This is a genomic window from Aquimarina megaterium XH134 (assembly GCF_000520975.1).
Classification (GTDB): Bacteria; Bacteroidota; Bacteroidia; order Flavobacteriales; family Flavobacteriaceae; genus Aquimarina; species Aquimarina megaterium.
In genome coordinates this window covers 166,835-192,333 of sequence record NZ_JACB01000003.1, presented here as the reverse complement: position 1 = coordinate 192,333, position 25,499 = coordinate 166,835, and the positions used below count along the sequence as shown (strand labels likewise).

Annotated in this window: 21 protein-coding genes; 9 read left to right on the top strand and 12 right to left on the bottom strand. The window is 33.1% G+C overall.

Annotation, left to right across the window (positions count from 1 at the left end; all coding sequences use genetic code 11):
- Positions 1-44: 44 nt before the first annotated feature.
- Entirely contained in the window at positions 45-1,217 is a 1,173-nt protein-coding gene (locus tag Z053_RS0103665; RefSeq protein ID WP_025663681.1) for a proline dehydrogenase family protein, read from the bottom strand.
- 150 nt (positions 1,218-1,367) lie between these two features.
- Here Z053_RS0103665 and aroB point away from each other — a divergent pair, with 150 nt between their 5' ends.
- Positions 1,368-2,438 carry a 3-dehydroquinate synthase gene (aroB, locus tag Z053_RS0103660; protein ID WP_025663680.1) on the top strand — a complete coding sequence of 357 codons (1,071 nt, stop codon included), beginning with the start codon at positions 1,368-1,370 and terminating at the stop codon, positions 2,436-2,438.
- 189 nt (positions 2,439-2,627) lie between these two features.
- The gene (locus Z053_RS0103655) at positions 2,628-3,341 is read left to right on the top strand and encodes a hypothetical protein (RefSeq protein ID WP_025663679.1); all 714 of its coding nucleotides are present in this window, start codon (positions 2,628-2,630) and stop codon (positions 3,339-3,341) included.
- Between the two features lie 63 nt (positions 3,342-3,404).
- Here the strand turns inward: Z053_RS0103655 and Z053_RS0103650 are convergent, their stop codons facing one another.
- On the bottom strand, positions 3,405-5,504 hold the full coding sequence (locus Z053_RS0103650) for a M12 family metallo-peptidase (protein WP_025663678.1): 2,100 nt from the start codon (positions 5,502-5,504) through the stop codon (positions 3,405-3,407).
- 577 nt (positions 5,505-6,081) lie between these two features.
- On the opposite strand from Z053_RS0103650, the gene uvrA reads away from it, so the two are divergent.
- The 4 genes from uvrA (at position 6,082) to Z053_RS0103630 (ending at position 15,234) form a co-directional block, all read left to right on the top strand.
- Positions 6,082-8,910, top strand: a complete 2,829-nt coding sequence (gene uvrA, locus Z053_RS0103645) for an excinuclease ABC subunit UvrA (RefSeq protein WP_025663677.1) — start codon at positions 6,082-6,084, stop codon at positions 8,908-8,910.
- 24 nt (positions 8,911-8,934) lie between these two features.
- On the top strand, positions 8,935-9,624 hold the full coding sequence (locus Z053_RS0103640) for an LOG family protein (RefSeq protein WP_025663676.1): 690 nt from the start codon (positions 8,935-8,937) through the stop codon (positions 9,622-9,624).
- Positions 9,625-9,788: 164 nt separating this feature from the next.
- Positions 9,789-12,617: a gluzincin family metallopeptidase gene (locus Z053_RS0103635; protein WP_025663675.1), complete on the top strand. Its 2,829-nt coding sequence runs from the start codon at positions 9,789-9,791 to the stop codon at positions 12,615-12,617.
- 202 nt (positions 12,618-12,819) lie between these two features.
- On the top strand, positions 12,820-15,234 hold the full coding sequence (locus Z053_RS0103630; protein WP_025663674.1) for an alpha-ketoacid dehydrogenase subunit alpha/beta: 2,415 nt from the start codon (positions 12,820-12,822) through the stop codon (positions 15,232-15,234).
- A 4-nt stretch (positions 15,235-15,238) separates the two neighbouring features.
- Here Z053_RS0103630 and Z053_RS29790 read toward each other — a convergent pair whose 3' ends face one another.
- From Z053_RS29790 to Z053_RS0103615, 3 genes are all read right to left on the bottom strand, one after another.
- Complete coding sequence (locus Z053_RS29790; RefSeq protein ID WP_152538252.1) at positions 15,239-15,841, bottom strand: hypothetical protein; 603 nt, start codon at positions 15,839-15,841, stop codon at positions 15,239-15,241.
- 69 nt (positions 15,842-15,910) lie between these two features.
- Positions 15,911-16,726 carry a hypothetical protein gene (locus Z053_RS0103620; protein ID WP_025663672.1) on the bottom strand — a complete coding sequence of 272 codons (816 nt, stop codon included), beginning with the start codon at positions 16,724-16,726 and terminating at the stop codon, positions 15,911-15,913.
- A 50-nt stretch (positions 16,727-16,776) separates the two neighbouring features.
- Positions 16,777-17,619, bottom strand: coding sequence for a 1,4-dihydroxy-2-naphthoyl-CoA synthase (locus Z053_RS0103615; protein WP_025663671.1), 843 nt, complete (start codon positions 17,617-17,619; stop codon positions 16,777-16,779).
- Positions 17,620-17,780: 161 nt separating this feature from the next.
- Here Z053_RS0103615 and Z053_RS0103610 point away from each other — a divergent pair, with 161 nt between their 5' ends.
- Entirely contained in the window at positions 17,781-18,191 is a 411-nt protein-coding gene (locus Z053_RS0103610) for a hypothetical protein (protein WP_025663670.1), read from the top strand.
- A gap of 64 nt (positions 18,192-18,255) precedes the next feature.
- Here Z053_RS0103610 and Z053_RS0103605 read toward each other — a convergent pair whose 3' ends face one another.
- The 7 genes from Z053_RS0103605 to Z053_RS0103575 form a co-directional block, all read right to left on the bottom strand.
- Positions 18,256-18,765, bottom strand: coding sequence for a ferritin (locus Z053_RS0103605; protein WP_025663669.1), 510 nt, complete (start codon positions 18,763-18,765; stop codon positions 18,256-18,258).
- A gap of 91 nt (positions 18,766-18,856) precedes the next feature.
- On the bottom strand, positions 18,857-19,168 hold the full coding sequence (locus tag Z053_RS0103600) for a hypothetical protein (RefSeq protein ID WP_025663668.1): 312 nt from the start codon (positions 19,166-19,168) through the stop codon (positions 18,857-18,859).
- 101 nt (positions 19,169-19,269) lie between these two features.
- Entirely contained in the window at positions 19,270-20,103 is an 834-nt protein-coding gene (locus Z053_RS0103595; RefSeq protein WP_025663667.1) for a CvfB family protein, read from the bottom strand.
- 111 nt (positions 20,104-20,214) lie between these two features.
- Entirely contained in the window at positions 20,215-20,556 is a 342-nt protein-coding gene (locus Z053_RS0103590) for a DUF2853 family protein (RefSeq protein ID WP_025663666.1), read from the bottom strand.
- Between the two features lie 105 nt (positions 20,557-20,661).
- On the bottom strand, positions 20,662-22,386 hold the full coding sequence (menD, locus tag Z053_RS0103585) for a 2-succinyl-5-enolpyruvyl-6-hydroxy-3-cyclohexene-1-carboxylic-acid synthase (RefSeq protein WP_025663665.1): 1,725 nt from the start codon (positions 22,384-22,386) through the stop codon (positions 20,662-20,664).
- A gap of 63 nt (positions 22,387-22,449) precedes the next feature.
- Entirely contained in the window at positions 22,450-23,541 is a 1,092-nt protein-coding gene (locus Z053_RS0103580) for a chorismate-binding protein (RefSeq protein WP_035094909.1), read from the bottom strand.
- Between the two features lies 1 nt (position 23,542).
- Positions 23,543-23,968: a PaaI family thioesterase gene (locus tag Z053_RS0103575; RefSeq protein WP_025663663.1), complete on the bottom strand. Its 426-nt coding sequence runs from the start codon at positions 23,966-23,968 to the stop codon at positions 23,543-23,545.
- A gap of 87 nt (positions 23,969-24,055) precedes the next feature.
- On the opposite strand from Z053_RS0103575, the gene Z053_RS0103570 reads away from it, so the two are divergent.
- Positions 24,056-24,619 carry a TetR/AcrR family transcriptional regulator gene (locus tag Z053_RS0103570; RefSeq protein WP_025663662.1) on the top strand — a complete coding sequence of 188 codons (564 nt, stop codon included), beginning with the start codon at positions 24,056-24,058 and terminating at the stop codon, positions 24,617-24,619.
- 3 nt (positions 24,620-24,622) lie between these two features.
- Positions 24,623-25,474 carry an alpha/beta hydrolase family protein gene (locus Z053_RS0103565; protein WP_025663661.1) on the top strand — a complete coding sequence of 284 codons (852 nt, stop codon included), beginning with the start codon at positions 24,623-24,625 and terminating at the stop codon, positions 25,472-25,474.
- The last annotated feature ends 25 nt before the right edge of the window (positions 25,475-25,499 follow it).

Sequence of the window (25,499 nt, the reverse complement as noted above, 5' to 3'; positions counted from 1 at the left end):
ATACCTCCTATTCTATCGCATGTTTCAAAACTTCTAAAGGTATCCTATAGTCTTCTTCTTTTTTTCTCCTGAGAAAGTAGATTCAATTCTCTACTGGTTTGTCCAGCAACCGAAGTATTTTCTTCTGCTCTACGAATTAGATATGGCATTACATCCCGTACAGGACCAAAAGGCAAATATTTTGCCACATTATATCCCTCTGCAGCCTGATTAAAGCTTATATGATCACTCATTCCATACAATTGACCAAACCAAACTCTAAAATCATCTTTAGCAATATTAAGTTCTGCCATTAGCTTCATTGCCAGGTAACTACTATCTTCATTATGCGTTCCTATAAAAACAGAGATATCGTCTATGTTTTCAAGAATATATTTCATAGTAGTATCAAAATTCTGATCTGTATGTTGTTTATCTTTACAAATAGGAGTTGGATATCCTTTTTCCTTAGCACGCTCGTTTTCCTTTTCCATATAAGCACCGCGTACAATTTTTACACCAATCTTAAAATCATAAACTCGTGCTTCTTCGTGTAATTTTTGTAAGTACTCTAGGCGATCGTGTCTATAAAGTTGCAATGTATTATATACTATAGCTTTTTCTTTATTGTATTTTCTCATCATTTTTGCCACCAATTCATCAGCAGCATCCTGCATCCAGCTTTCTTCTCCATCAATCAGTAAAGCTACATCGCAATCATAGGCTTTTTTACACACCATATCAAAACGTTCTTCGATACGCTCCCATTCTTTTTCCTCTTCTGCATTTAAAGGAGTGCCTTCGGTTTTCTTTTGCCAAACCAAAAACCGGCCAAACCCTGTAGGTTTAAATACACCAAAGGGCATTGCATCTTTTTGATCAGCAAACTCAAGAAGTTTCATTGTTTTTTCTAATACTGCATCGAATTGCGCTTCTTCTTCTTTTCCTTCTACCGAATAGTCCAATACAGAACATACTCTCTTGTCATACATTTTATCAACCACAGACAAACAATCTTCTTCACTAACTCCTCCACAAAAATGATCAAAAACAGTAGCTCTTATTAATCCCTGAACAGGTAAATGTGCTTTTATAGCAAAATTTGTAACCGCAGTTCCTATTCTAACCAAAGGTTCATTAGAAATCATTTTAAATAGAAAGTACGCTCTTTCTAGCTCTGAGTCGCTTTTTAAGCTAAATGCAGTCTCAGTATTATCAAACAAATTGTTTTGGTTCATCAAAAGTTAATTTTAAAAATATGCACATAGAAATATCATTAATTCTTATGCATACATTGCACTTATTTTAAGATATCTGCAAATATAGAACTTGCGAGTTTATTTTATTATAAATTCTGCTTAATTTCGCTCCATATAATTTAATACTATATGAAGCCCATAGTTTCAAAAGACTCTGTTGTATATTTTGGTGAAGAATGCTATACAGCATTGAACGCATATCTCGAAAAAGCCAACCATTCAAAAATATGTATCCTCGTGGATGATAATACCCATGAGCATTGTTTATCTTTATTAATGAGCAAGATTGAAAAAGAATATGATATCGAAGTGATTGAAATAGAGAGTGGCGAAATCCATAAAAATATCGAAACATGTAGTGGTATCTGGAATGCGCTCTCAGAATTAGGTATGGATCGAAAAAGCCTAATGATTAATCTGGGAGGTGGTGTTATTACAGATCTGGGGGGTTTTATAGCTTGTACTTATAAAAGAGGAATTAACTATATTAACATCCCAACTTCATTACTGGCAATGGTAGATGCCTCTGTAGGAGGAAAAACCGGTGTTGATTTGGGTAACTTAAAAAATATGGTAGGTGTGATCAGTGAATCAGAAATGGTTCTTGTTGACACAGAATACCTGGCTACTTTACCAGTAAATCAAATGTGTAGTGGATTTGCCGAAATGCTAAAACACGGACTCATTCAAGATCGTGGGTATTGGGAAAAGATAAGTGACCTTTCTCAACTTAATTTTGAAGATCTGGACCAAATGATTTATGACTCTGTAGTGATCAAAAACAAAATTGTTTCTGAAGATCCTACCGAGCAAAATGTTCGTAAGTATCTTAATTATGGTCATACACTAGGTCATGCTATCGAATCTTTTTATCTCACTCATCCCGAAAAACCAACATTGCTTCATGGTGAAGCTATAGCAATAGGGATGATTATGGAAGCTTATATATCTACAGAATTACTTTCCTTAACCAAAGAAGATTTAGAATATATTAGCTCTGTAATTTTGGCTACATTTCCAAAAATAGATATTGATGCTGGAGATTATAAAAGAATAATGGAACTTCTTATTCATGATAAAAAGAATGAGAACGGAAATGTTTACTTTGTTCTGTTAAATACTATTGGTGAAGCAAAATACAACTGTATTGTATCGGATGAATTGATTCTTACATCTTTTGAGTATTATGCTTCTTTATGATATAGGATGTTAAGGTGTAATGGTTTTATATTTTATGACTAACTAGAGAGGCACACGAACTATTCTTTTTCTTTAAACGGGGATTTCTATTTCTGTAATAGACGGCTATTAATCATAATATTGAGAAGCTACATTCTTAGCATTTCATTACATTAGCAAAAGACAACACTTATTAAAAATCATAACCTCTTGAGAAAAAAACTTATAAAGCTTTTCAAAATACTACTACTAAGCATACTCACCTTGGTAGTTATTACGGTTGCGACCTTGTATTTTGCTTTACATGAAAAACTTCCTGAAGGAAAACCTGGCCCTGAAGCTGATAAATTTGCATTAAAAATACTAGATGCTGTTAAGCATGACAACTATCTAAATACTGATTATTTACAATGGACTTTTAGAAATAAAAACCATTATCTCTGGGATAAAAAATCAAATACTGTAACTGTAAAAATAGATGGTCACTCGGTGCTTTTACATTTGGATTTTCCAGAAAAAAACCGAGTACTTAGTACAGCCTACCTTAGTGATCATAAAAAGAAAAAAATGATAGAAAATGCATTGGTAAATTTTAACAATGATTCTTTTTGGTTGGTTGCTCCTCATAAGATATTTGACAAAGGAACAGTTCGTAAATTAGTAACTTTAGAAAACGACACTAAAGGATTATTGGTTACCTATCAATCTGGAGGGACTACTCCTGGAGATTCTTACCTCTGGAAAGTTGATAAGAATTACAGACCTACAAGTTATAAAATGTGGGTATCTATCATTCCGATTGGAGGGCTTGAAGCTACCTGGAAAAACTGGACAACTACAAAAACAGGAGCCCACCTCTCTCAACATCATAAATTACTTGGTTTCGGGATTCCAATTAGCGACCTTAAAACGTGGAATGATTAAAAGACATAAAAAAGGGTGAAACATAAAGTTTCACCCCCTAATAGCCCAAATATTATATTCTAATTATTTTATAGATATTTTTTTGGTAATTGTTTTTTTAGAATCTGTTACCTGAACAAAATACATTCCAGGAGAGAATGTACTAATATCAATCGTATGACGATCTTTTCCTCCCGGAGTAGTATCTAAATCAACAACTTTTAGTACTCTACCATTAATATCTTTAATAGATAATGTAGAAGAAGTATTTAATACATTACTAACTTCAATGGTAAGAATTTCATCAGCTGGATTAGGATACGCTTTAATACTTAGTTCACCAGAAATCCCACCTCTTTGTAGAGAAGCTTGAGTAGCAGAACCACAAGGTCCGAGGTTCCTCCAACCAGTAGATGTTCTTTCGTATAAACTTCCTTGATAGGTTACACGATCTCCTACAGAATATACTGTACCACTAGAATAGGGCTGTACTCCTGCACATGGATCATTTGGATCAGTTGGGCATGGCCCCAGGTTTTTCCAACCAGTAGATGTTCTCTCATATAAATTTCCTTGATAGGTTACACGATCTCCTACAGAATACACAGTACCACTAGAATAGGGCTGTACTCCTTCGCAGGTGATTCCTCCATCTGTACAGTTACCAGTAGAAGCATAACTATCCTGGCTACATTGAACCGTAAAAGAATCTACAGTAGCATTAGATGAATTTTTAGCTTCCCAACTCGCTCCTCTAGTCGTTGAAACCTGTCTGGTTTGACCAGAATTAATTGAAAACTGAGAACTATTGTTTGTAAAATACTCTAAAGTACAATCTGTATTATTGTTAAATGTTACCGTTGCAGAATCACCAGTATTACATCCAGTAGTGCTACATGTTTGAAGACAACTAGAAGAACTAATCGTATTACGAATCACATTACCCGGTTGTGGACCAAACCCTTTAGTAAAGTTAATTCCTGCACTAGTAAGGTGACAGTAACTCATAATGGTTCCTCCATCTGATGGGATCGCTGGTCTAGAACAACTACCTTCTACATTATAACAACCATCAATCGCAGTATTATTACCGTTCCAAACACATGCCTGGGTATGATTTGAACCTAAGTTATGTCCCATCTCATGTGCAATTACCATTACAGAAAATGAGTATGTAGGTACATTATTAAAAGTTTTATTAATACCAGAAACTGCAAATCTGTAATTAGATTGACAAACACCACTTAAATATGCTACTCCACCAGAGAAATCATAAGTTACAAAATGTCCCAGGTCTGCTCCATTAAGACCATTTTGCCTTCTATAACGCGAATAATCAGACAACCCACTAAAAGGGTTTTGAGAAGTCCACGCATTTATCTGTGATATTTTTACAGTCACATTATCATTAGAATACAATATAGCTACCTGATTAAATATAGATTGCAAATAATCAGATGCTTGCTGGCTTCCTCCCTTGTCTCTTACAACATCATTCCCTATATCGAAGTACACCTTAACACACTTTTCTGCCGCTTTACTGGTAGAAGGGTTATCAGAAAGCTCTTCTTTTGTATAACCTTCATAATTCGCTTCGGTATTACAGGTAAAGTCCTGTAGATGAATTAAGTTATTATCCTCATACATGATATGTTTCGAACTGTTTTCTAATCGCCCCATAACAAGGTTTCCGTTTTCGCCACCTATACTTATAACACCCGAGACTTCACCATCCAATAAACTAATGGCGGCAATAGAGTTTGTTTTACCTCTTACTACTCCTCTATAATGAGAAACAGTTTTATCCGATTTAACAACGTTACCAGAAGGCATTTCTACAATTTTAAAATCATCTGTAGCAATATCTACTTTAACCAACTCTAGTACCATAGAAGATTTTTGCCCTGGGATTTCCAAATTCATAGCTTTGGGAGCATTAGACTTTATAGAAGCCATTTTTTTGGCATCTAAAGAAAATAAAGTATAATCTTTAACCTCTTTTGGTAATTGTACATTCGATTTTTGCTTAGCTGTCATTAAACTAAACAATTTAACGTCTTGAAAATCTGAACCCTGTGTTTTTTGTTGTTTTACCAACTCACTAGGTCTATGCTGCGACTGTTGAGCCTGCATAAAATTTATTACCATAAAAAAGGTAATTGCAATTTTGAACATGTTTTTCATCGTGATTAGTTTTAATTTTGAAGAATTCCTCTATTGACTACATTGGGCTATTTATACTATCAATAGTAAAAACTTCAAAGAGTTTGTGAATAATTAAGTTACTAATTCTACATACCGATTTAAAAAAGTTCATAAGCAGTTCTAAAAAATATAAATCATTCAATATTTTAGTTAAAAAACTAAAAAAACATCATTAATAAAATCATTTTAATCAAAAAAAACCTTAAAAAAGAACATATTGTTAGATATATTTATTTCTAAAACTTGATCTCAAATTCAAATAAATGTCTCATATTACGTAATAGTTTTTTTTTAGAATGCTAGCCCAAAAAAATTTATAAAACTTCTTACTTGTTAAAACAAAATTCTTACATGCACTTTATATTGAAAGAAAATTAATACGCTGGTTTTATGTTTTACACATATACAAAATACTGTTTTTCAGTTGATTAAAAATATTTTCACAAGATTCAAAACATATATCTCTAACAAAAATGTTGATTTAACATGACTGAAACTTTTCCAATTTCACAAAACGCTGTCAAATAACTACATTTGCAATCTTGGTTTAGAATTTATGGTTACATCAGAAGAAAATATTGAGGTTTTAGGAGCACGTGTTCACAACTTGAAAAATATCGACGTTACCATACCTCGTGAAAAATTAGTAGTGATTACAGGTTTATCGGGATCTGGTAAATCTTCTTTAGCTTTTGACACTATTTATGCAGAAGGGCAACGGCGTTATATAGAAACCTTTTCTGCCTATGCAAGACAATTTTTAGGAGGATTAGAGCGACCAGATGTCGATAAGATTGATGGACTCTCTCCTGTTATTGCAATCGAGCAAAAAACGACCAGTAAAAGTCCGCGTAGTACAGTTGGAACCATTACCGAAATTTATGACTTTCTCAGGTTATTATTCTCAAGAGGAAGTGATGCTTATAGCTTTAATACTGGAGAAAAAATGGTAAGCTATAGTGATGAGCAGATCAAGAATCTAATTTTAAAAGATTTTGCCGAAAAAAAGATAAGTATTCTGGCCCCTATTGTTCGTTCTAGAAAAGGGCACTATCGAGAGTTATTTGAGCAAATTGCAAAACAAGGGTTTGTAAAAGTGCGTACCAATGGAGAAATTAAAGATATCACCAAAGGTATGAAGCTCGATCGTTATAAAACTCACGATATCGAAATCGTTATTGATCGATTAAAGGTCACCAAAGATCAGGATAATTCAAAACGTCTAATGGAGACGATCAATACTGCAATGTACCACGGTAATGATGTATTGATGGTGATCGAACAAGAATCTCAGGAAGTACGCTTCTTTAGTCGAAATTTAATGTGCCCATCTAGTGGTATTTCTTATCCTAACCCAGAACCCAATAACTTTTCATTTAACTCCCCAAAAGGAGCCTGTCCTAAATGTAATGGTATAGGAAATTTATATGAAGTAAACCTAAAAAAAATCGTCCCAGATGATACTATATCTATAAAAAATGGAGGCTTAGCTCCGCAGGGACCTCAAAAAAATAATTGGATTTTTAAACAATTAGAATTAATCGCACAACGCTATGATTTTAAATTAAGTGATCCTATAAAAAAAATCCCCGAAGAAGCCATGCAAATTATCCTTCATGGTGGGAAAGAAAAGTTTACTGTAAATAGCAAATCTCTTGGAGTTACCAGAGATTATAAAATTGATTTTGAAGGTGTAGCTTCGTTTATCGATAATACATATAAAAATAATGATTCAACCTCATTAAGAAGATGGGCCAAAGATTTTATGGATAATATTCAATGTCCATCATGTAAAGGGTCAAGACTGCGTAAAGAATCTTTATATTTCAAAGTAAATACTAAGAATATTGCCGAATTATCTGCAATGGATATTAGTGAGCTTTCTGAATGGTTTAAATCTCTTCCCGAGCATTTAAGTGAAAAACAAAATAAGATTTCGGGAGAAATATTAAAGGAAATTAATGCCAGACTTCAATTTTTGGTAGATGTAGGGCTTACATATTTATCTTTAAACCGAAGTAGCAAATCACTCTCTGGTGGCGAAGCACAACGTATACGATTAGCTACTCAAATCGGTTCGCAACTGGTTGGAGTTTTATACATTCTAGACGAACCCAGTATTGGTTTACATCAGAGAGATAATCAAAAACTAATCAATTCACTAGTCCAGTTGCGAGATATAGGTAATTCTGTTATTGTTGTAGAGCACGATAAGGATATGATAGAACGCGCTGATCATGTTATCGATATTGGACCATTGGCCGGGAAACACGGTGGAGAAATTATTAGCGAGGGTACTCCAGAAGAATTACAACAACACGATACACTTACAGCAGATTATTTAAGTGGTAAAAGACAAATTGAGACTCCTGCAAAACGCAGAAAAGGAAACGGGAAAACCATTTCACTAAAAGGAGCTACAGGAAATAACTTAAAAAACGTATCTATTGATATTCCTTTAGGTAAAATGATTGCTGTTACCGGGGTTTCAGGTAGCGGAAAATCTACACTTATAAACGAGACACTCTACCCTATTTTAAATGCATATTATTTTAATGGTGTAAAAAAACCAATGCCATATAAAAGCATTAAAGGCCTCGAACATTCAGATAAAGTAATTGATATTAATCAATCTCCTATAGGCCGTACACCAAGGTCAAACCCTGCAACATATACAGGTGTTTTTTCTGAAATAAGAAGTTTATTTGCCAAAACTCCCGAAGCTATGATTCGTGGATATAAACCGGGACGTTTTAGCTTTAATGTTCAAGGAGGAAGATGTGAAACCTGCAAAGGTGGTGGATTAAGAGTAATAGAAATGAATTTCTTACCCGATGTATATGTAGAATGCGAAACTTGCCAGGGGAAACGATTCAATAGAGAAACTTTAGAGATTCGATATAAAGGAAAATCTATTTCTGATGTCTTAGAAATGACAATCAATGAATCCTGTGTATTCTTTGAACATATCCCCAAGATTTCAAGAAAATTGAAAACTATCCAAAATGTTGGTTTAGGATATATTACTCTTGGGCAACAATCAACTACACTATCTGGTGGTGAAGCACAACGTATTAAACTAGCGACAGAATTATCAAAAAGAGATACCGGTAATACTTTTTATATTCTGGATGAACCTACGACAGGGCTGCATTTTGAAGATATTCGTGTTTTGATGGACGTACTAAATGAGTTGGTAAATAAAGGAAATACAGTTTTAATTATAGAACATAATCTGGATGTAATCAAAATGGCTGATTATATCGTTGATATCGGATATGAAGGAGGGAAAAATGGAGGAAAAATTGTAGCTACAGGTACACCAGAAGAAATTATAAAAGATAAAAAAAGCTATACTGCTCAGTTTTTAAAGAACGAGCTGTAAGTAACAATATTTAAAAAATAAATTATGAGAAAAGAGCAACACCATAAAGGCTGGAATGAAATAAAAACAAATGATTCGTGGGCAATCTTCAAGATTATGGGAGAATTTGTTAATGGGTTTGAAAAAATGAGTAAAATAGGGCCTTGTGTATCTATTTTTGGATCTGCTCGTACAAAAACAAATGACAAATACTACCAATTAGCTGTAGATGTTGCCAAAGAAATTGTGGATCAGGGTTACGGAGTTATTACTGGCGGTGGTCCTGGTATAATGGAAGCAGGAAATAAAGGAGCACATCTGGGAGGAGGAACCTCTGTAGGACTTAATATAGATTTACCTTTTGAACAACATGACAATCCGTACATCGACAGTGATAAAAGCCTGGATTTTGACTATTTTTTTGTACGTAAAGTGATGTTTGTAAAATATTCTCAGGGATTTGTAGTTATGCCAGGAGGGTTTGGAACTTTGGATGAATTATTCGAAGCAATAACATTAATACAAACCAAAAAAATTGCAAAATTTCCAATTATACTGGTGAGTACAGAGTTTTGGGGTGGACTAATCGATTGGGTAAAAAGTACATTACTCCAAAAATTCGGAAATATAAGTCCCGAGGATTTAAACCTAATACATATTGTAGATACCCCAGGTGAAGTATTAGATATTTTAGATAAATTTTATACTCAGTATAATTTAAGTCCGAATTTCTAATTCATTTTGTTATCAAATCAATTATTAATATAAAATCGATTTTGAAGAATATCATAATAAGGCTCTGCCTATAGTTAATAAAGTTTTAATAGATAAGACCAGATAGGTAACAATATTCCTTTTTGATTTATATCTTAAAAACGTCTTTTAATTAAACATAAAAGTTGAATATTTTAAAAATATATAGTTTTATAATTTTCTTTTTTGCGCTTACCGCAGGGTCTGCACAGCATAACATCATTATAAATGCTAATCTAGATGCCCAAAAAAAGACAATAACTATAGAGCAGGAAGTTACCTATACGAATTTATCAAAAGATACGCTTACACAAATATTCTTTCATGATTGGGCCAATAGCTTCTCTGATAAGACCACTCCCCTTGGCAAAAGATTTGCAGAAGATTTTATAAAACGTTTTTATTTTGCCAAAGACGAAGAACGAGGAGGAACTATAATCCAAAATGTCAGTGATAAAGAATTACAACCTCTACAGTGGGGACGACACGATGGAATCCAGGATATATTATGGGTAAAATCTTCTAAACCTATTTATCCAGGAGAAAGTCAAACCTTTCTTTTAAAATATCAAATTAAAATTGCAAGCAGTAAATTTACCAGGTACGGATATCATCCTAACGGAAATTTTAGTTTAAAATATTGGTATATCCTTCCGGCCGTATATGATACAAAATGGAATATCTATAGCCATAAAAATCTGGATGACTTATATGCTCCTATAGCAGATTATCAAATTCATTTCACGTTGCCTTCTGCCTATGAAATAGTTAGTGATCTAAAACAAAAAAATAGCATTCTATCAAAGGATGAAACAACCAAAACTATACAACTCGAAGGCAACAAAAGAAATGAAGCAAACTTATACTTAGAAAAAACATCTTCTTTCTATAGTTTCCCTTCTGATGGTGTTCAATTTATAAGCAATATAGATGACAATGATTTAATGCCAGAAATGAAATCGGTAGCAACCGATAGAATTATTGGATTTTTACAAAAAAAGTTAGGGCCGTATCCTTTTGACAAGATTGTAATTTCTGAAAATGATTACAAAAGCAATCCTGTATATGGGCTAAATCAATTACCCGATATATTAAGGCCTTTCCCTGATGGTTTTCAGTTTGAAATCAAACAACTTAAAACAATTACCGAAAATTATCTTGAAAAAACTATTATTATAAACCCCAGATACGATGCCTGGATAAAAGATGCGATACACATCTATTTAATGATGGCATACACAGAACAGTATTATCCCGAAATGAAAATTATCGGTAAACTGAGTAAAGTAATTGGTATACGGTGGTTTCATGCTGCCGACCTGGACTTTAATGATCAATATTTCTTAGCTTATAAAAACATGGCTCGATTGTTTTTAGATCAGCCTTTATTACAGCCACAAGATGAATTGGTAAAATTTAATAAAAATATAGCAAATGCATATAAGGCAGGAGTAGGATTTAAATATTTAGAAGATTACTTGGGCGATGACAATATTGTCGACCAGAGTATTAAAGATTTCTACACTCAAAATGTATTAAAATATACAAATTCTGAAAAATATAAAAAGGCACTTATCGATATAGCTCCTCTCGATATAGAATGGTTTTTTGAGGATTATGTACAAACTAATGAAAAACTTGATTTTAAAATCAAATCTGTAAAAAAAGGAAAAGATTCTATTGAAGTTACGATTAAGAATAATGGTAATAATACAATGCCGGTTTCTCTCTACGGATTTAGAAAAAAAGACATGGTTTCTAAAACCTGGGTTATGGGGATCACTGGGACCAAAAAAGTAAAAATTGCCAATGAAGATATTAGTAAACTGGTATTGGATTATGACCAGAACATTCCAGAAGTAAACAGACGTAATAATTACAGAAACCTAAAATGGATATTTAACAAACCTATACAGTTTAGATTTTTACAGGATATAGAAGATCCCAGATATGCCCAAGTATTTTTTATCCCAGAAATCGAGTTTAATGTATATGATGGTTTTACATTAGCTTCAAAATTTTACAACAAGTCTTTTATAAAAAGAAACTTAGAATATAATTTCTCCCCTGCTTACGGTTTCAAATCCAATAAATTATTGGGATCAGCATCTATTTTCTATAGACAACAACTTTCAGATTATGGATTATACAAAATGCGATATGGAATAAATGGTAGTATGTTTAGCTATGCTCCCGACCTGTTGTTTAAACGATTCTCATCATCTCTAAGTTTCTATTTTAGGCCAGAAGATCTAAGGTCTAATAAAAAACAGAGGCTTCTCATTAGAAACATTAATGTATTTAGAGATCGAGATAAAGAGAATCCTGTTACCACCCCAGATTATAACGTATTTAATGTAAGATATCGATATTCTGATTTTAATCTTATTAATTTTCTAGGGTACACTATTGATTATCAAATATCAAAAAACTTTAGTAAACTATCCGCTACCATAAATTACAGGAAGTTGTTTCTTAATAATCGGCAATTAAATTTACGTCTATTTGCGGGGTCTTTTCTTTTTAATGATACAGAAAAAGATGGCAATTTCTTTAGCTTTGCGCTAGACAGACCCACAGATTATTTATTCGATTATAATTACCTTGGGCGTAGTGAAGATACTGGTTTGGTAAGCCAACAGATTATTTTGGCAGAAGGAGGGTTTAAATCACAACTCGAATATCCTTTTGCTAATCAATGGATTACCACCTTTAATGCAAATACCAATATATGGAAATGGATTTATGCATATGGTGATGTAGGATTGGTGAAAAATAAAAACATCTCCCCAAAATTTGTCTATGATGCAGGAGTTAGACTTAGTTTAGTAGCTGATTACTTCGAGGTCTTTTTTCCTGTAGTGTCTAATAAAGGGTGGGAAATATCACAGCCAAATTACGAAGAACAAATTCGATTTATCATAACATTAAGTCCAGAAACATTAATAGGCCTTTTTACCAGAGAATGGTATTAATGTTCTTACAAAAAGTCATATTGAAAAATAAATGTGAAAATTTTGAACATTTGTTAACCAATCCTTAAAATACTGTCCAAAAACTATAATTCATCAATAAAAACACATTTTTAATGAATTATATTCAAAAAAATTAAGAGTTTCGACCTTGCAAATGGCTAGGATTTTAGCTAAATTTGCAAAACATTAAAACACCGTTCACATGCAGCCTGAAACCATTACTTCATCTAATATTTCATTCGAAGAATATAGAGATCAAATACTTAGAGACTACAAAATAGCATTGATTAGTAGAGAATGTAGTTTGCTGGGAAGACGAGAAGTATTGACCGGTAAATCTAAGTTTGGAATTTTTGGAGGAGGAAAAGAGTTACCGCAACTTGCAATGGCCAGAGTTTTTCGTGATGGTGATTTTAGATCAGGATACTACAGGGATCAAACATTTATGATGGCTATTGATCAATATACGGTAGAACAATTCTTTGCCGGATTATACGCTCATACAGATATCAATAAAGAACCTTTTGCTGCGGGAAGACAAATGGGAGGTCATTTTTCTACTCACAGTCTTAATGAAGATGGTACATGGAAAAACCTGATGCAACAAAAGAACTCGAGTGCAGATATTTCTCCTACCGCCGGACAAATGCCAAGATTATTAGGTCTTGCTCAGGCATCAAAGGTATACCGTAACGAAAAAGGAATTACTAATCATTCTAACTTCTCAAGTAAAGGAAACGAAGTAGCTTGGGGAACTATTGGCAATGCAAGTACGAGTGAAGGTTTGTTTTGGGAAACTATTAATGCAGGAGGTGTACTACAAGTGCCAATGGTGGTTAGTGTTTGGGACGATGAATATGGTATCTCTGTTCATGCAAAGCATCAAACAACCAAAGAAGATATTTCTCTAATTTTAGAAGGCTTTAGACGTGATGAAAATCACGAAGGTTATGAAATCTTAAAAGTTAATGGCTGGGACTACCCTGCACTAATGGACGCTTATGAAAAAGCCGAAAAATTAGCACGCGAAAAACATATCCCTGTTATTATTCATGTTAAAGAATTAACGCAACCGCAAGGACACTCTACTTCTGGGTCTCATGAAAGATACAAAAGTGAAGAGCGATTAAATTGGGAACGCGAATATGATTGCAACAAAAAGTTTAAAGAATGGATCATTGAACATAATATTGCAACAGCAGAAGAGCTTCTTGATTTTGAAAAAACTGCAAAAAAAGAAGTAAGAAAAGGAAAAACCGAAGCCTGGAATGCATATTTGTCAGAAATCAAATCAGAACAAAAAGAAGCATTAGAAATTCTTAAATCTGTCGAAAACAAAAGTGCTAATAAAAACTTCATCTCTCCTCTGGTTAATATTTTAGCTTCAAAAGAAGAACCGATACGCAGAGATATTCTTGAAGCTACAAGAAAAACATTGCAATACATTACAAAAGAAAATTTTGTAGAAAAATCTACACTTCAGGAATGGATAAATAATTACATTTCTCGTATTCAACCAAAATATAGTAGTCATTTATATAATGAAAATGATTCTAGCGCTATTCATGTAGAGGAAGTAAAAGCTCAATACGATACCAATACACCACAAGTTGATGGTAGAGTTATTTTAAGAGATAACTTCGAAAAGCTGTTTAGCCGAATTCCCGAAGCTCTTATTTTTGGAGAGGATAGTGGTAAAATTGGTGATGTAAATCAAGGACTTGAAGGGCTTCAGGAAAAGTTTGGAGAAACCAGAGTATCTGATACAGGTATTAGAGAAGCTACAATAATAGGGCAAGGAATTGGGATGGCTATGCGAGGACTTAGGCCCATTGCAGAAATTCAATATTTAGATTATATTTTATATTGTATTCAAGGGTTAAGTGACGATCTTGCTACACTGCGATATAGAACTTTTGCAAAACAAAAAGCCCCTTTAATTATAAGAACCCGAGGGCACAGACTAGAAGGAATATGGCATTCTGGTTCTCAAATGGGTGGCCTTATTCATTTACTAAGAGGTATTCATATTCTTGTGCCTCGAAATATGACCAAAGCTGCAGGTTTTTATAACACACTAATGGATAGCGATGAACCCGCCCTAGTTGTAGAATGCCTTAATGGATATCGCTTAAAAGAAAAGATGCCTTCTAATTTATCTGAAATAAGAACACCAATTGGTATTGTTGAAACAGTTAAAGAAGGAACAGACATCACTTTGGTATCATACGGTTCTACTTTACGATTGGTTGAGCAAGCCGCAAAAGAACTATTAACCGTAGGAATTAATGCCGAAATAATCGATGTACAGTCTTTACTTCCTTTTGATCTAAATCACGATATTGTTAAAAGTGTTGCCAAGACCAACCGATTATTGATTATAGATGAAGATGTGCCTGGTGGTGCTACCGGATATATTTTACACAAATTGATTGATGAACAAAATGTGTATCAATATCTTGACAGCAAACCACAGACTTTAAGTGCACAACCGCATAGACCTGCTTTTGGAACTGATGGAGATTATTTTAGTAAGCCTTCCACAGAAGATATTTTCGAAAAAGTGTATGCTATTATAAATGAAGCGAATCCAGCTAATTTTCCGAAATTAAGGTAATTAACTACTGAAAGTCTTCTATTTTTAATCGTTTTCCGTCTTTATAAGATATTACAAATATTCTTTTGTCAAATCCGGAAGCTATAAGTGTTTTTCTAAAATCCTGAGCTTCACCCAGGGTTTCAAAAATACCTAAACTCATTTTATAGAAAGAAGTATCACTATAAATAAGGGCATTTGTATATTTCTCAGAAATAGCTGGTGTGTTTTTTGCACTAAATGCTTTTAACTGCACCGAATACACAGTATCCTTTTTAATCAAACTTCTATATAGATATAAATCTTTGATTTCTTTTAAGCTAATTTTTTCTTTTTTTAATGTTTCTAACTCCTTCTTAGCAGAGACTAGTTCTTGCTTTATTACAGAAATCTCATTATTTTCTACTTCACTGCTTTTTGATTGTGATTTGCTAAAATAAAAAGCATTCGCTACAAGAAAAATGGCTAATAAAAATAGAACTAATGAGAAAGACCCAAATAGCCTATTAGATTTCTTACTTTTTTTCAGCTTATCAGACTCTTCATCCAGAAGGTCTTCGAGCTTTTTCTGTTTAATTTCGGCTTTTTCTATCTGGTAATGTAAAGATAGAAGATCCTCATCTTTCATAACTTTCATTGTGGGGGATAGCTTCAAAAGTTTAGTTAGTTATTTCTAAAGATATTTTTTAAACAATGCTTAAGGGAGTTTCTGTTCGGTTATTTTATACACTATCCCATTACTAATTTCCAAAATCAAAACAGGTCTATCTGTAATTACTTTCTGGAAGGCCTTTAATGGAAAACCGGAAGAAATCTGATTAATATTTTCAATCTTCACCCTCGCCTTATCGTCGAGCTCCAATATTTTAGACTTAGAACTCTGGTTATGAATATAATAATTATTATATAAAAAATACAATGTATCTCCATTTTTATCCAAATCATACTCAGCTTTGCCTAATTCTTTAGCTTTTTTAACTGCTTTTCTACCCTGATAATACTCTATAATATCTGCTTCTATAAAAACAACATCATTGCTTTTATACACCTTATTTATGTAACAATATTTCCTTTCAAATTTTAATTTAGATTTACCATCTTTAGTACCCTCTTCTTCTTTCTTTACATCTCCTATACCAACCGAAAGAGAAGTTGTCGAATTTGCATTATTTGATAATTCTTCATTTTGATACTTAGAAATATCAGTTTTAAGTTTATTCACTTCCTTTTGTAAAGAATCATTTTCAAATACAAGCTGCTGAACATCCATTCCTCCTTCTAAAGAATCAATTTTGGTAATATTTTCCTTTTTCCCGAGAATCATATAGAAACTCCCTGCAGTTAGCAACAACATCAAAACAAGAATAAATATAAAATAAAAATTACGTCTTCTTTTACTTCTCTTTAAATCTTCAGAAATAGAGATAAGTCGATCCTCCAGCCGTTGCTGTTTGATATCAGTTTTTTCCATCTGATAATGCATCGATATAAGCTCTTCTTCTTTCTTATCCATTGTATAGCTAAGGTAATTCTTATTTTAGGAAAGATTGATAATTACATAAACTAAGGCATCCATTTAATGTTTTTAAAATCTGGTTTTCTCTTTTCAAGAAACGCATCTCTTCCTTCTTTGGCTTCGTCTGTCATATACGCTAGTCGTGTTGCTTCTCCTGCAAATACCTGTTGCCCTACCATACCATCATCTGTAAGGTTCATTGCAAATTTTAACATTTTGATAGATGTTGGTGATTTCTCAAGTATTTCTTGCGCCCATTCGTATGCCGTATCTTCAAGGTCATCATGAGGAATCACTGCATTTACCATTCCCATTTCATAAGCATCTTGCGCTGAGTAATTTCTTCCTAAAAAGAAAATTTCACGTGCTTTTTTTTGCCCAACCATCTTTGCCAGATATGCAGAACCGTATCCTCCATCAAAACTTGTAACGTCTGCATCAGTTTGTTTAAAAATAGCATGTTCTTTACTTGCCAGAGTAAGATCACAAACTACATGTAGGCTATGCCCTCCTCCTACAGCCCATCCTGGCACAACTGCAATAACAACTTTTGGCATGAATCTAATAAGCCTTTGTACTTCTAAGATATTTAACCTGTGTCTACCATCATCTCCCACATACCCCTGGTGACCTCTAGATTTTTGATCTCCTCCACTACAAAAACTATATACTCCGTCTTTTGTCGAAGGTCCTTCTGCAGAAAGCAAAACCACACCTATAGATGTATCTTCTTGCACATCATAAAAAGCATCATAAAGTTCGCTTGTTGTATTTGGCCTAAAAGCATTACGTACATTTGGTCTGTTAAATGCTATTCTTGCAACACCTCCCGATTTTTTATAGGTAATATCTTTGTATTCCTTTACAGTTTTCCAATCTATTGAACTCATTAATATGTTTTTTTGTATCCTCAAAAATACTACAATATACTATATCTCACTGCATCAATTACAGGGTAAATCCCCTAATTTTTAATTTTATTTCAAATAAAAAATAGATTTTAGTATAGTTTTTGATAGTTTTATTCTGAATTGATAATATATTTACCATTATGAAAGTTTTTTTAGTAATACTTATCGGAAGCATCAGCTTTTTATCATATGGACAAGAGGATGCAATACAAACCATAGCCATAGAATGGGAACAACTAAGTGCTCCACTGGTAATGCATGAAAAAGAGGTTAAAACTCAAAAATATCAATTACAAGAAGTAGATTTGGCTATAGATTTAAGAGAACAAGCTTTTAAAAAAAGCTATACGATGTATATCGATACTCCAAAATATAAAGATATTTCATCAAAATACAATGTTGCAATTCCGCAACCTAAAACATCTGGTTTTAGAGTATACGGTAACGGCTATACCCCCAATACTAACAGAGGAGGTATAAAAAACACGGCTTATAAAGATGCTAGTTTGTACAGTGGTGCTTTCTGTCCTATCACAGGTTTAGCATACTAATTTATTATTCTAAAAAGAACCTGAAACTCACTATATCACTTTGGCTTAAAATCTTTTTATGCGGTTATTTACCAACAGGAATTCTTTCGTCGATAAATTGAAGTGGCATATCTCCAGATAAATCAAACATATCTAAAATATCTTTGATAGTTTCTTCTTCTTCTAGTTGTTCTTCTACAAACCACATCAAAAAGTTCTCTGAACCAAAATCATTTACCTGTCTGCATTTTGCAACAATTTTGTATATTGATTGTGTGATAGATATCTCATGATTAAGTGTCATTTCGAAAATTTCTCGAAGTGAAGAAAATTCATGAGTAATATTAGAGACATTTGGAGAATAAGCAGACCCACCAGTATCATTAATGAATTTAAAAATTTTCATCATATGCTCTCTTTCCTCTTCTGCTTGTTTATAAAAAAAGGAAGCACTATTTACAAGCGTTTTCTGATCACACCATGAAGCCATTGCTAAATACAGTGACGAGGCCTTTTGTTCTTTCTCAATTTGCTTATTAAGCATATCCATTACTTCTAGATTAATGCTTATTTCTTGTCGTGTTAGATTTTCCATTTCCAATATTTTTAATAAAAGTATAGAAAATCTAGATGTAAAACTTAATCGACACTCAATTTATAGTAAGTCTAAATCTAATATTAAAATATCATGACACCAGCATAGCATTTAATTCTATCATTGCAAATGTTCCTTTCATAAGATCTACAAAATCCAGCACCATTAATGTGTCTAATAAAATTAAATGTTCTTTATCGCATAACGATAATAATACGGTGTCATTATGATTAAGCAAATCGTCTATATAGTCAAATGTAGACATTTGTTTTGCCTTATATCTTAAGCTAAGCAATTGACAGAAAGAAATTTTAACCATTTTATGGCCAAAATCGATATAATAACATCGCTCTGTTGATGATTGATAAGAGGAGTAGTATGTTGAAGAAAAAATTAATTCCATAATTAACGGCGGCTAAAATACTTTTTATTTAGATTTAATCCAAATAAAACAAATAAAAATTAGCTTTTCCTTTAACTATAACTGTAGTGTATATTTTTGTCCTACTCTACCAAACGTATTCCTTCTTTTTCGATAACAATTTTTCTGAGTTTATACAACGATCCAATAGCTTTTTTAAAACTTTTCTTACTTAATTGAAAAACTTCTTTAATATCTTCTGGATCAGATTTATCATTCAGATCAATAAAACCACCACTCAATTTTAATTCTTTTAAAATCTGCTCTGCATTTGGTTCTATTCCTCTAAATCCATGTCGTTGTAATGTAAGATCTATTTTACCATCAGGGCGAACTTTTTTCACAAACCCTTTAAGCTGATCTCCCGGTGTGATCTTTTGAAAAATTTCATCGCTATATACTAACCCCAAATGTTTTTGATTTACAATCATGTTCCATCCTTGTGGCGAAGGATGAGAAGCGATAAGATCAACCTCATCATACGATGATAGTAAAACCAAAGAATTATCTAAAAAAGCATTGGTCTTACTTGATGCAACAAGTCGATTAGTTTCTTCATCGAGGTAAACATAAACGAGATACCAGCTACCTACTCTCATTTTTGAAGATTGTTCTCTAAACGGAACAAAAAGATCTTTTTCTAATCCCCAATCCAGAAAAGCACCAATTCCTGATACGTTTGTACATTTTAAATAAGCAAAAGATTTTACAGTCGCAAAAGGTTCTAAGGTAGTAGCAACAATACGTTCTGAGCTATCCAAATACACAAACACCTTTAAAACATCTCTTATTTGAAATTGTTCTGGCACATACTTATTAGGTAATAACACTTCATCCCCTTCTTCGTCACAAAGGTAAATTCCTTGTTCTCTTTCCCTAACAATCTCTAACATATTGTATTCCCCAAGCTTAAGCATGTCTCTATTTTTTTGCGCAAAGATAATTCTTTAATTCTCCTGTTTATCTAAATTCAACAAAAAAAGGTGCCCATGATCATGGACACCTTTTTCTGCAGTAAAAATCGTATATTATTTATAAACAGATTCTTTTCCGAAATGTTTTGTCAAAAGATAATAAACAACCGCTCTATACTTATTACGATTTGATTTACCATAAGCTTCAATGACAGAAGCAATACCTTCATCTAACTTTGGTCCATCAGAAAGACCAAGTTTATTGATTAAAAAGTTTTTCTTTACGGTATCTAATTCACTTTGATCCGAACCAGATACTGTAGCAGCATCTGCATTGTAAATTGAAGGCCCACATCCAATAGTAACCATGGTTAAAAGATCCATATCTGGAGTCTGACCAATTTTATCTTTGATATCTGCGGCGTATTTTGTGATTAATTCATCTCTTTTACTCATAGGATAAATGTGTTTTTAGGTTTTTAGTTCACTTTTTTTTCCAGATCAAATATAGATGAATTATTCATTAATAATTCATCTGCAAAGTATATTAAAACAAGGAAATTAGACAAAATGCCTAAAATAATCGATCAAAGTACTATCATTTTCTTTTCGAGGCGTAAAAACTTCAAGCAGTTGGGGCATATGATCATTTTCGTATACTTTTTTAGATTCATGAATTAATTCTTCAAGCGTATGCGCAGTATGATATTCAAAACCAAACATTTTACATAAATGTATTGCTGTAAGATGATGTGTCGTTTCAAAATATGTTTCAAAATTAACACTTTCTTCTTTTCCGGGTAAAATTCTGAATATCCCTCCTCCTTCATTATTAATAACAATAATTTTGAAATTTGAAGGAATATACTCATTCCATAACCCATTACTATCGTAAAAAAAGCTTAGATCTCCCGTTATCAAAGTTGTAGGCGCCCCCGAAGCAAGAGCTGCACCAATGGCAGTAGATGTGCTTCCATCGATACCGCTTGTTCCTCTATTACAAAACACCTGAAAAGTTGGATTTAGTGTAAAGAGTTGCGCATAACGAACAGTAGAACTATTACTTAACTGTATCATCTGCCCATCTGTAATACTATTAAAAATAACTTCAAACGCTTTAAGATCTGTAAAAGGGATTTTATCAAGATATGCTGCATGTTTCAATCTGCGATGATCTCTAATAGAAATCCAAAAAGATTTATAAGTACTATCGATGCTCTTCTTTTTTTGAAAAAAACGCGAGAAAAATACATTAGGTTGCAATTTTATGTGCTCTGTAAGACAAAAATAGGTATCGTATGCCTTTTTCGAATCAATATGCCAGTGCGATTTTGGTTGATATTGTCGCAAAAATGCTTTGATTCGTTTAGAAACAACCATACCTCCAATAGTTAAAAGAATATCTGGCTGCAATGCTTTAAATTCGTTCTCATTCAAAGTAGAAATCAATTGATCAATACAATTAATATGAGACTCATGATGAATATTAGACGTTGTTTCTGTGAGTACCAAGACCGAAGGATCATCGGCAAAATATTCTATCCATTTTTGCTCAACTGTACCTGGTGAATTAACACCTATCAGTACCATTTTACGTTTTGCCAGGTTCCACTCTTCACGCATTTCTGATTGTAAATCTTCAGAAAACTGATGATGTGGCTTTTCTACCGGGATATTTCTAGAAACAATAGTAGGATGCTCTAGTTTATCATATAAAGGCTCATAAAAAGGTACATTAATATGCACTGGTCCTTTTCGTTCTATCGCTTTATTTAGCGCCAGATTGATTTCTCTTTCATTATGTTTTTGAGCTTCATGGTGTTTTTGGCGTACTTTGGGGTCATCAATTTTTGTTTCTGCAACCACTTCAGAATATAAATTGGCCGAGTACAAAATATGGTTTTCAAATACATTTTTTTGACGAATCGTTTGTCCGTCTCCAATATCAATTCTTTCAATAGGGCGATCTGCACTTAGAACCACTAATGGTATATCGCTATAAAATGCTTCTGAAATTGCTGGATAATAGTTTAACAACGCGCTACCCGAAGAACAGATCAAAGCAACTGGTTTTTGGATTTGTTGTGCAATACCTAATGCAAAAAATGCAGCACATCGTTCATCTACGATACTATAACATTGCATATCGGGATGTTCACTAAAACCAATTATTAGCGGTGCATTACGAGATCCCGGCGAAATAACAATATGGGTAATTCCTTTTGCTTCGCATAAGGTAACAATAGATTGTGCTAAAGGAATTTTTGAATATAAGCGTTTCTTCATTCGAATCGCTAAATTACAATATCGATCTAATTTACACCAGAATTTTAAATAATTTAACCCTGATTACAACAAAACTCTTTTCATTGTCTCTGTTTTCTTCACAGTTTCCTCCCATTCTTTCTCTGGATCAGAATCTTTTGTGATTCCTCCTCCCACATAAAGAATAGCTTTACCATTACTCAACTCCATACAACGAAGGTTTACAAACAAATTTGATTTAATAATACCATCTTCATTCATATTTAGTTCTCCCATAAAACCAGTATAATACTTACGATTATACCCTTCTGTAGCTAGAATAAAAGATTTAGCCTCGTCTTTAGGAAGCCCGCAAACCGCAGGAGTGGGATGCAATACTTCAATTATTTTTTCAATTCTTGAGTTTTCATTATCCAAAACCCCACTAATATCGGTACGCAGATGCAAAAGTGTACCGGCTTTATGCGTATAAGTTTTAGAGTGTTGTATATCATTAATAATTGAAGATAATTTATTCGTAACAAAAGAAGTAACCATTTCCTGCTCTACTAATTCTTTAGTCCCCCAATCGACATTTATAGTATCTATATAAGGTTGAGTACCGGCCAGAGCCATAGTGAAAAAATTATTATTTTTTACCCGAATCAAGGTTTCTGGAGTCGCCCCCATCCATGTACCAATTTTTGGATGGCACCATAGGTACACAAAAGCTTTTGGATAATAGTGTATTAGATTTTTAAATATATGTAGACTACTAAAAGAATCTGATATCGAAACCTCCTCTTTTCGAGATAATACTACTTTTTTAAAACGATCAGATTGTATTGCCTCAATACCCTTTTTTACAAGCTCAATATGTTTTTTTTGAGCTTCAGATTCTACCAAAAGAGCATTATCTATTGTTCCTGAAGTTCTTTTTTCACTACTTATGGTTTGTGATAAAATGGTAGCAGTGCAATAGTCACTTTTTTCTGAAGGAATAATAACGGCTTTATGAGCATTATCAAAAGGAGCAAAAACAAATCCCGAAACAGTATAATCTTCTACTTCGTATACCTGATTATTTTCTTGAAAAACAGCATGTAGCGTCATAGAATCAGCTTTTCTATATACCACAAAAGGTAGATTTTGACCTAACTGCTCTTCAATTTTAGCATAAACATCCCCTATGTCCATACTATTTGGTTTTAGGAAGCGCAATAGTCGTCAACTTAACTATGGAAACCAAGTTACCTTCTTCATCCTTTATCTTTATATCCCATAACTGAGTAGTACGGCCTTGATGTAGAATTTCTGCTTTCGCAAACACATAGCCCTGCTTAACACTCTTTACATGATTTGCAGAAATCTCTATTCCTCTTATATAAAAATCTTTAGCATTAAGAAAAATAAATGATGCTGCACTCCCTACACTCTCTGCAAGTGCTACCATAGCTCCCCCGTGTAAAACACCATCTGGCTGATGCACCCTGGGAGTCACTGGCATTTTAGCAACAAGGTAGTCTTTACCAACTTCACAGAAAGAAATCTCTAAAGTTTCCATTAAAGTGTTTTTACACATCTTAGCGCATTGTTCCAGCACTTCTGTCTGTGTCAAATTCATAAGCTTAATAATTTAAACCAAAAATATACAATGCTATTTAATAATTCTAACTATATTTGATTATTATTTTAACGAACGTTCAATAAAATGCCGAAATCAAAAACATCCAAAGAAGAAGTTCTAAAAAAGATAATCCCTATCCTGCGCTCTCGAGGAGTTCAAAACAGTAGTATGAGTGAACTTTCTAAAGCTTGCGGTATACAGAAGTCTCATTTTTATTATTATTTCAGCAATAAAGAAGATCTAATTAGAGAAGTTCTTGCAACTGTTCACAGTTATTTTAATTACAATCTATTTAGGATTATTGAAAGTAATACTTTAACTCTTAACGAAAAAGTGTTAAAAATGAAGCTACTTCTGGACAAATTATTCAGAGCTTCAGATGGTGGATGTATTATGGCAAATACAGCATTAGAAACCATTCACCTCGACCCCATATATAAAAAAGAAATACAATCATTTTTTAAGGATTTTATTTTAGGCCTACAACAACTGTTTGAAGTACATCACTCAACAGAAAAAGCATTACTACTGGCAGAACAAATGGTACAGGATATTGAAGGAGGTATCTTATTAACGCAGATTTATGACGACCCAAAGTACCTTAACAATGCCATGGAAAGAACAGAAACGGCAATATTAAATCAATAAAACATGGAATCATACACTATTCGTTCTTTTGACGGTTACCCAATTTCGGTACATGAATTTGTTCCTAGATCTCCTAATCGCAAAACAGTAGTTTTTGCTCCTGCGGTGGCAGTTCCTCAAAAAATTTATTTTCCTCTTGCAAAATATCTCGCTACCAAGGGATGTAATGTATTTACTTTTGACTATCGCGGAATTGGAGATTCTCTTTCTCAAAGCATTCAATCTTTAAAAGAACATGGTTTTTTATTCTGGGCACAGGATTTTAAATCAGTTTCTAAACATGCCAAAGAAGAATTTCCTAAAAACGAACAATACATGATCGGCCATAGTTATGGTGGTAATAGTGTAGGCTTTAGCGATGCATATCAATATTACGATAAATACTTTACTGTAGCTTCTCAATTTGGATTTTACAAGCATTTCACTTTAAAAATGAGAATACTCATCTACCTTAATTTTAAGTTCTTTGTACCGCTTACCACATCACTCTTAGAATACTACCCTTCTGGTTGGTTTGGATTAGGAAACCCCTTAACCACCAGAGTAGCCAAAGATTGGGCTATTTTTTTATTGCACCCGGATTCGATGCTGTATTTTACCCAAAAAGATACTAGCACATATTATAAAGAAATCAAAGAACCTATGCTTTTATTAAGTATTGATGATGACTTGTTTGCTCCCAAAAAATCGGTAGACATTTTGGGTGAACGCGTATACAAAAATGCTAAAGTGACTAGAAAACATCTAAAACCAAGAGATTTTAACCTAAAAACTATTGGTCACTTTGATTTTTTTAGGACAAAAAATCGAGATATCTTGTGGCCGATTATCGACGATTGGTTTCATCTTAATTAAATACAAAAGATCTATTATCATATAT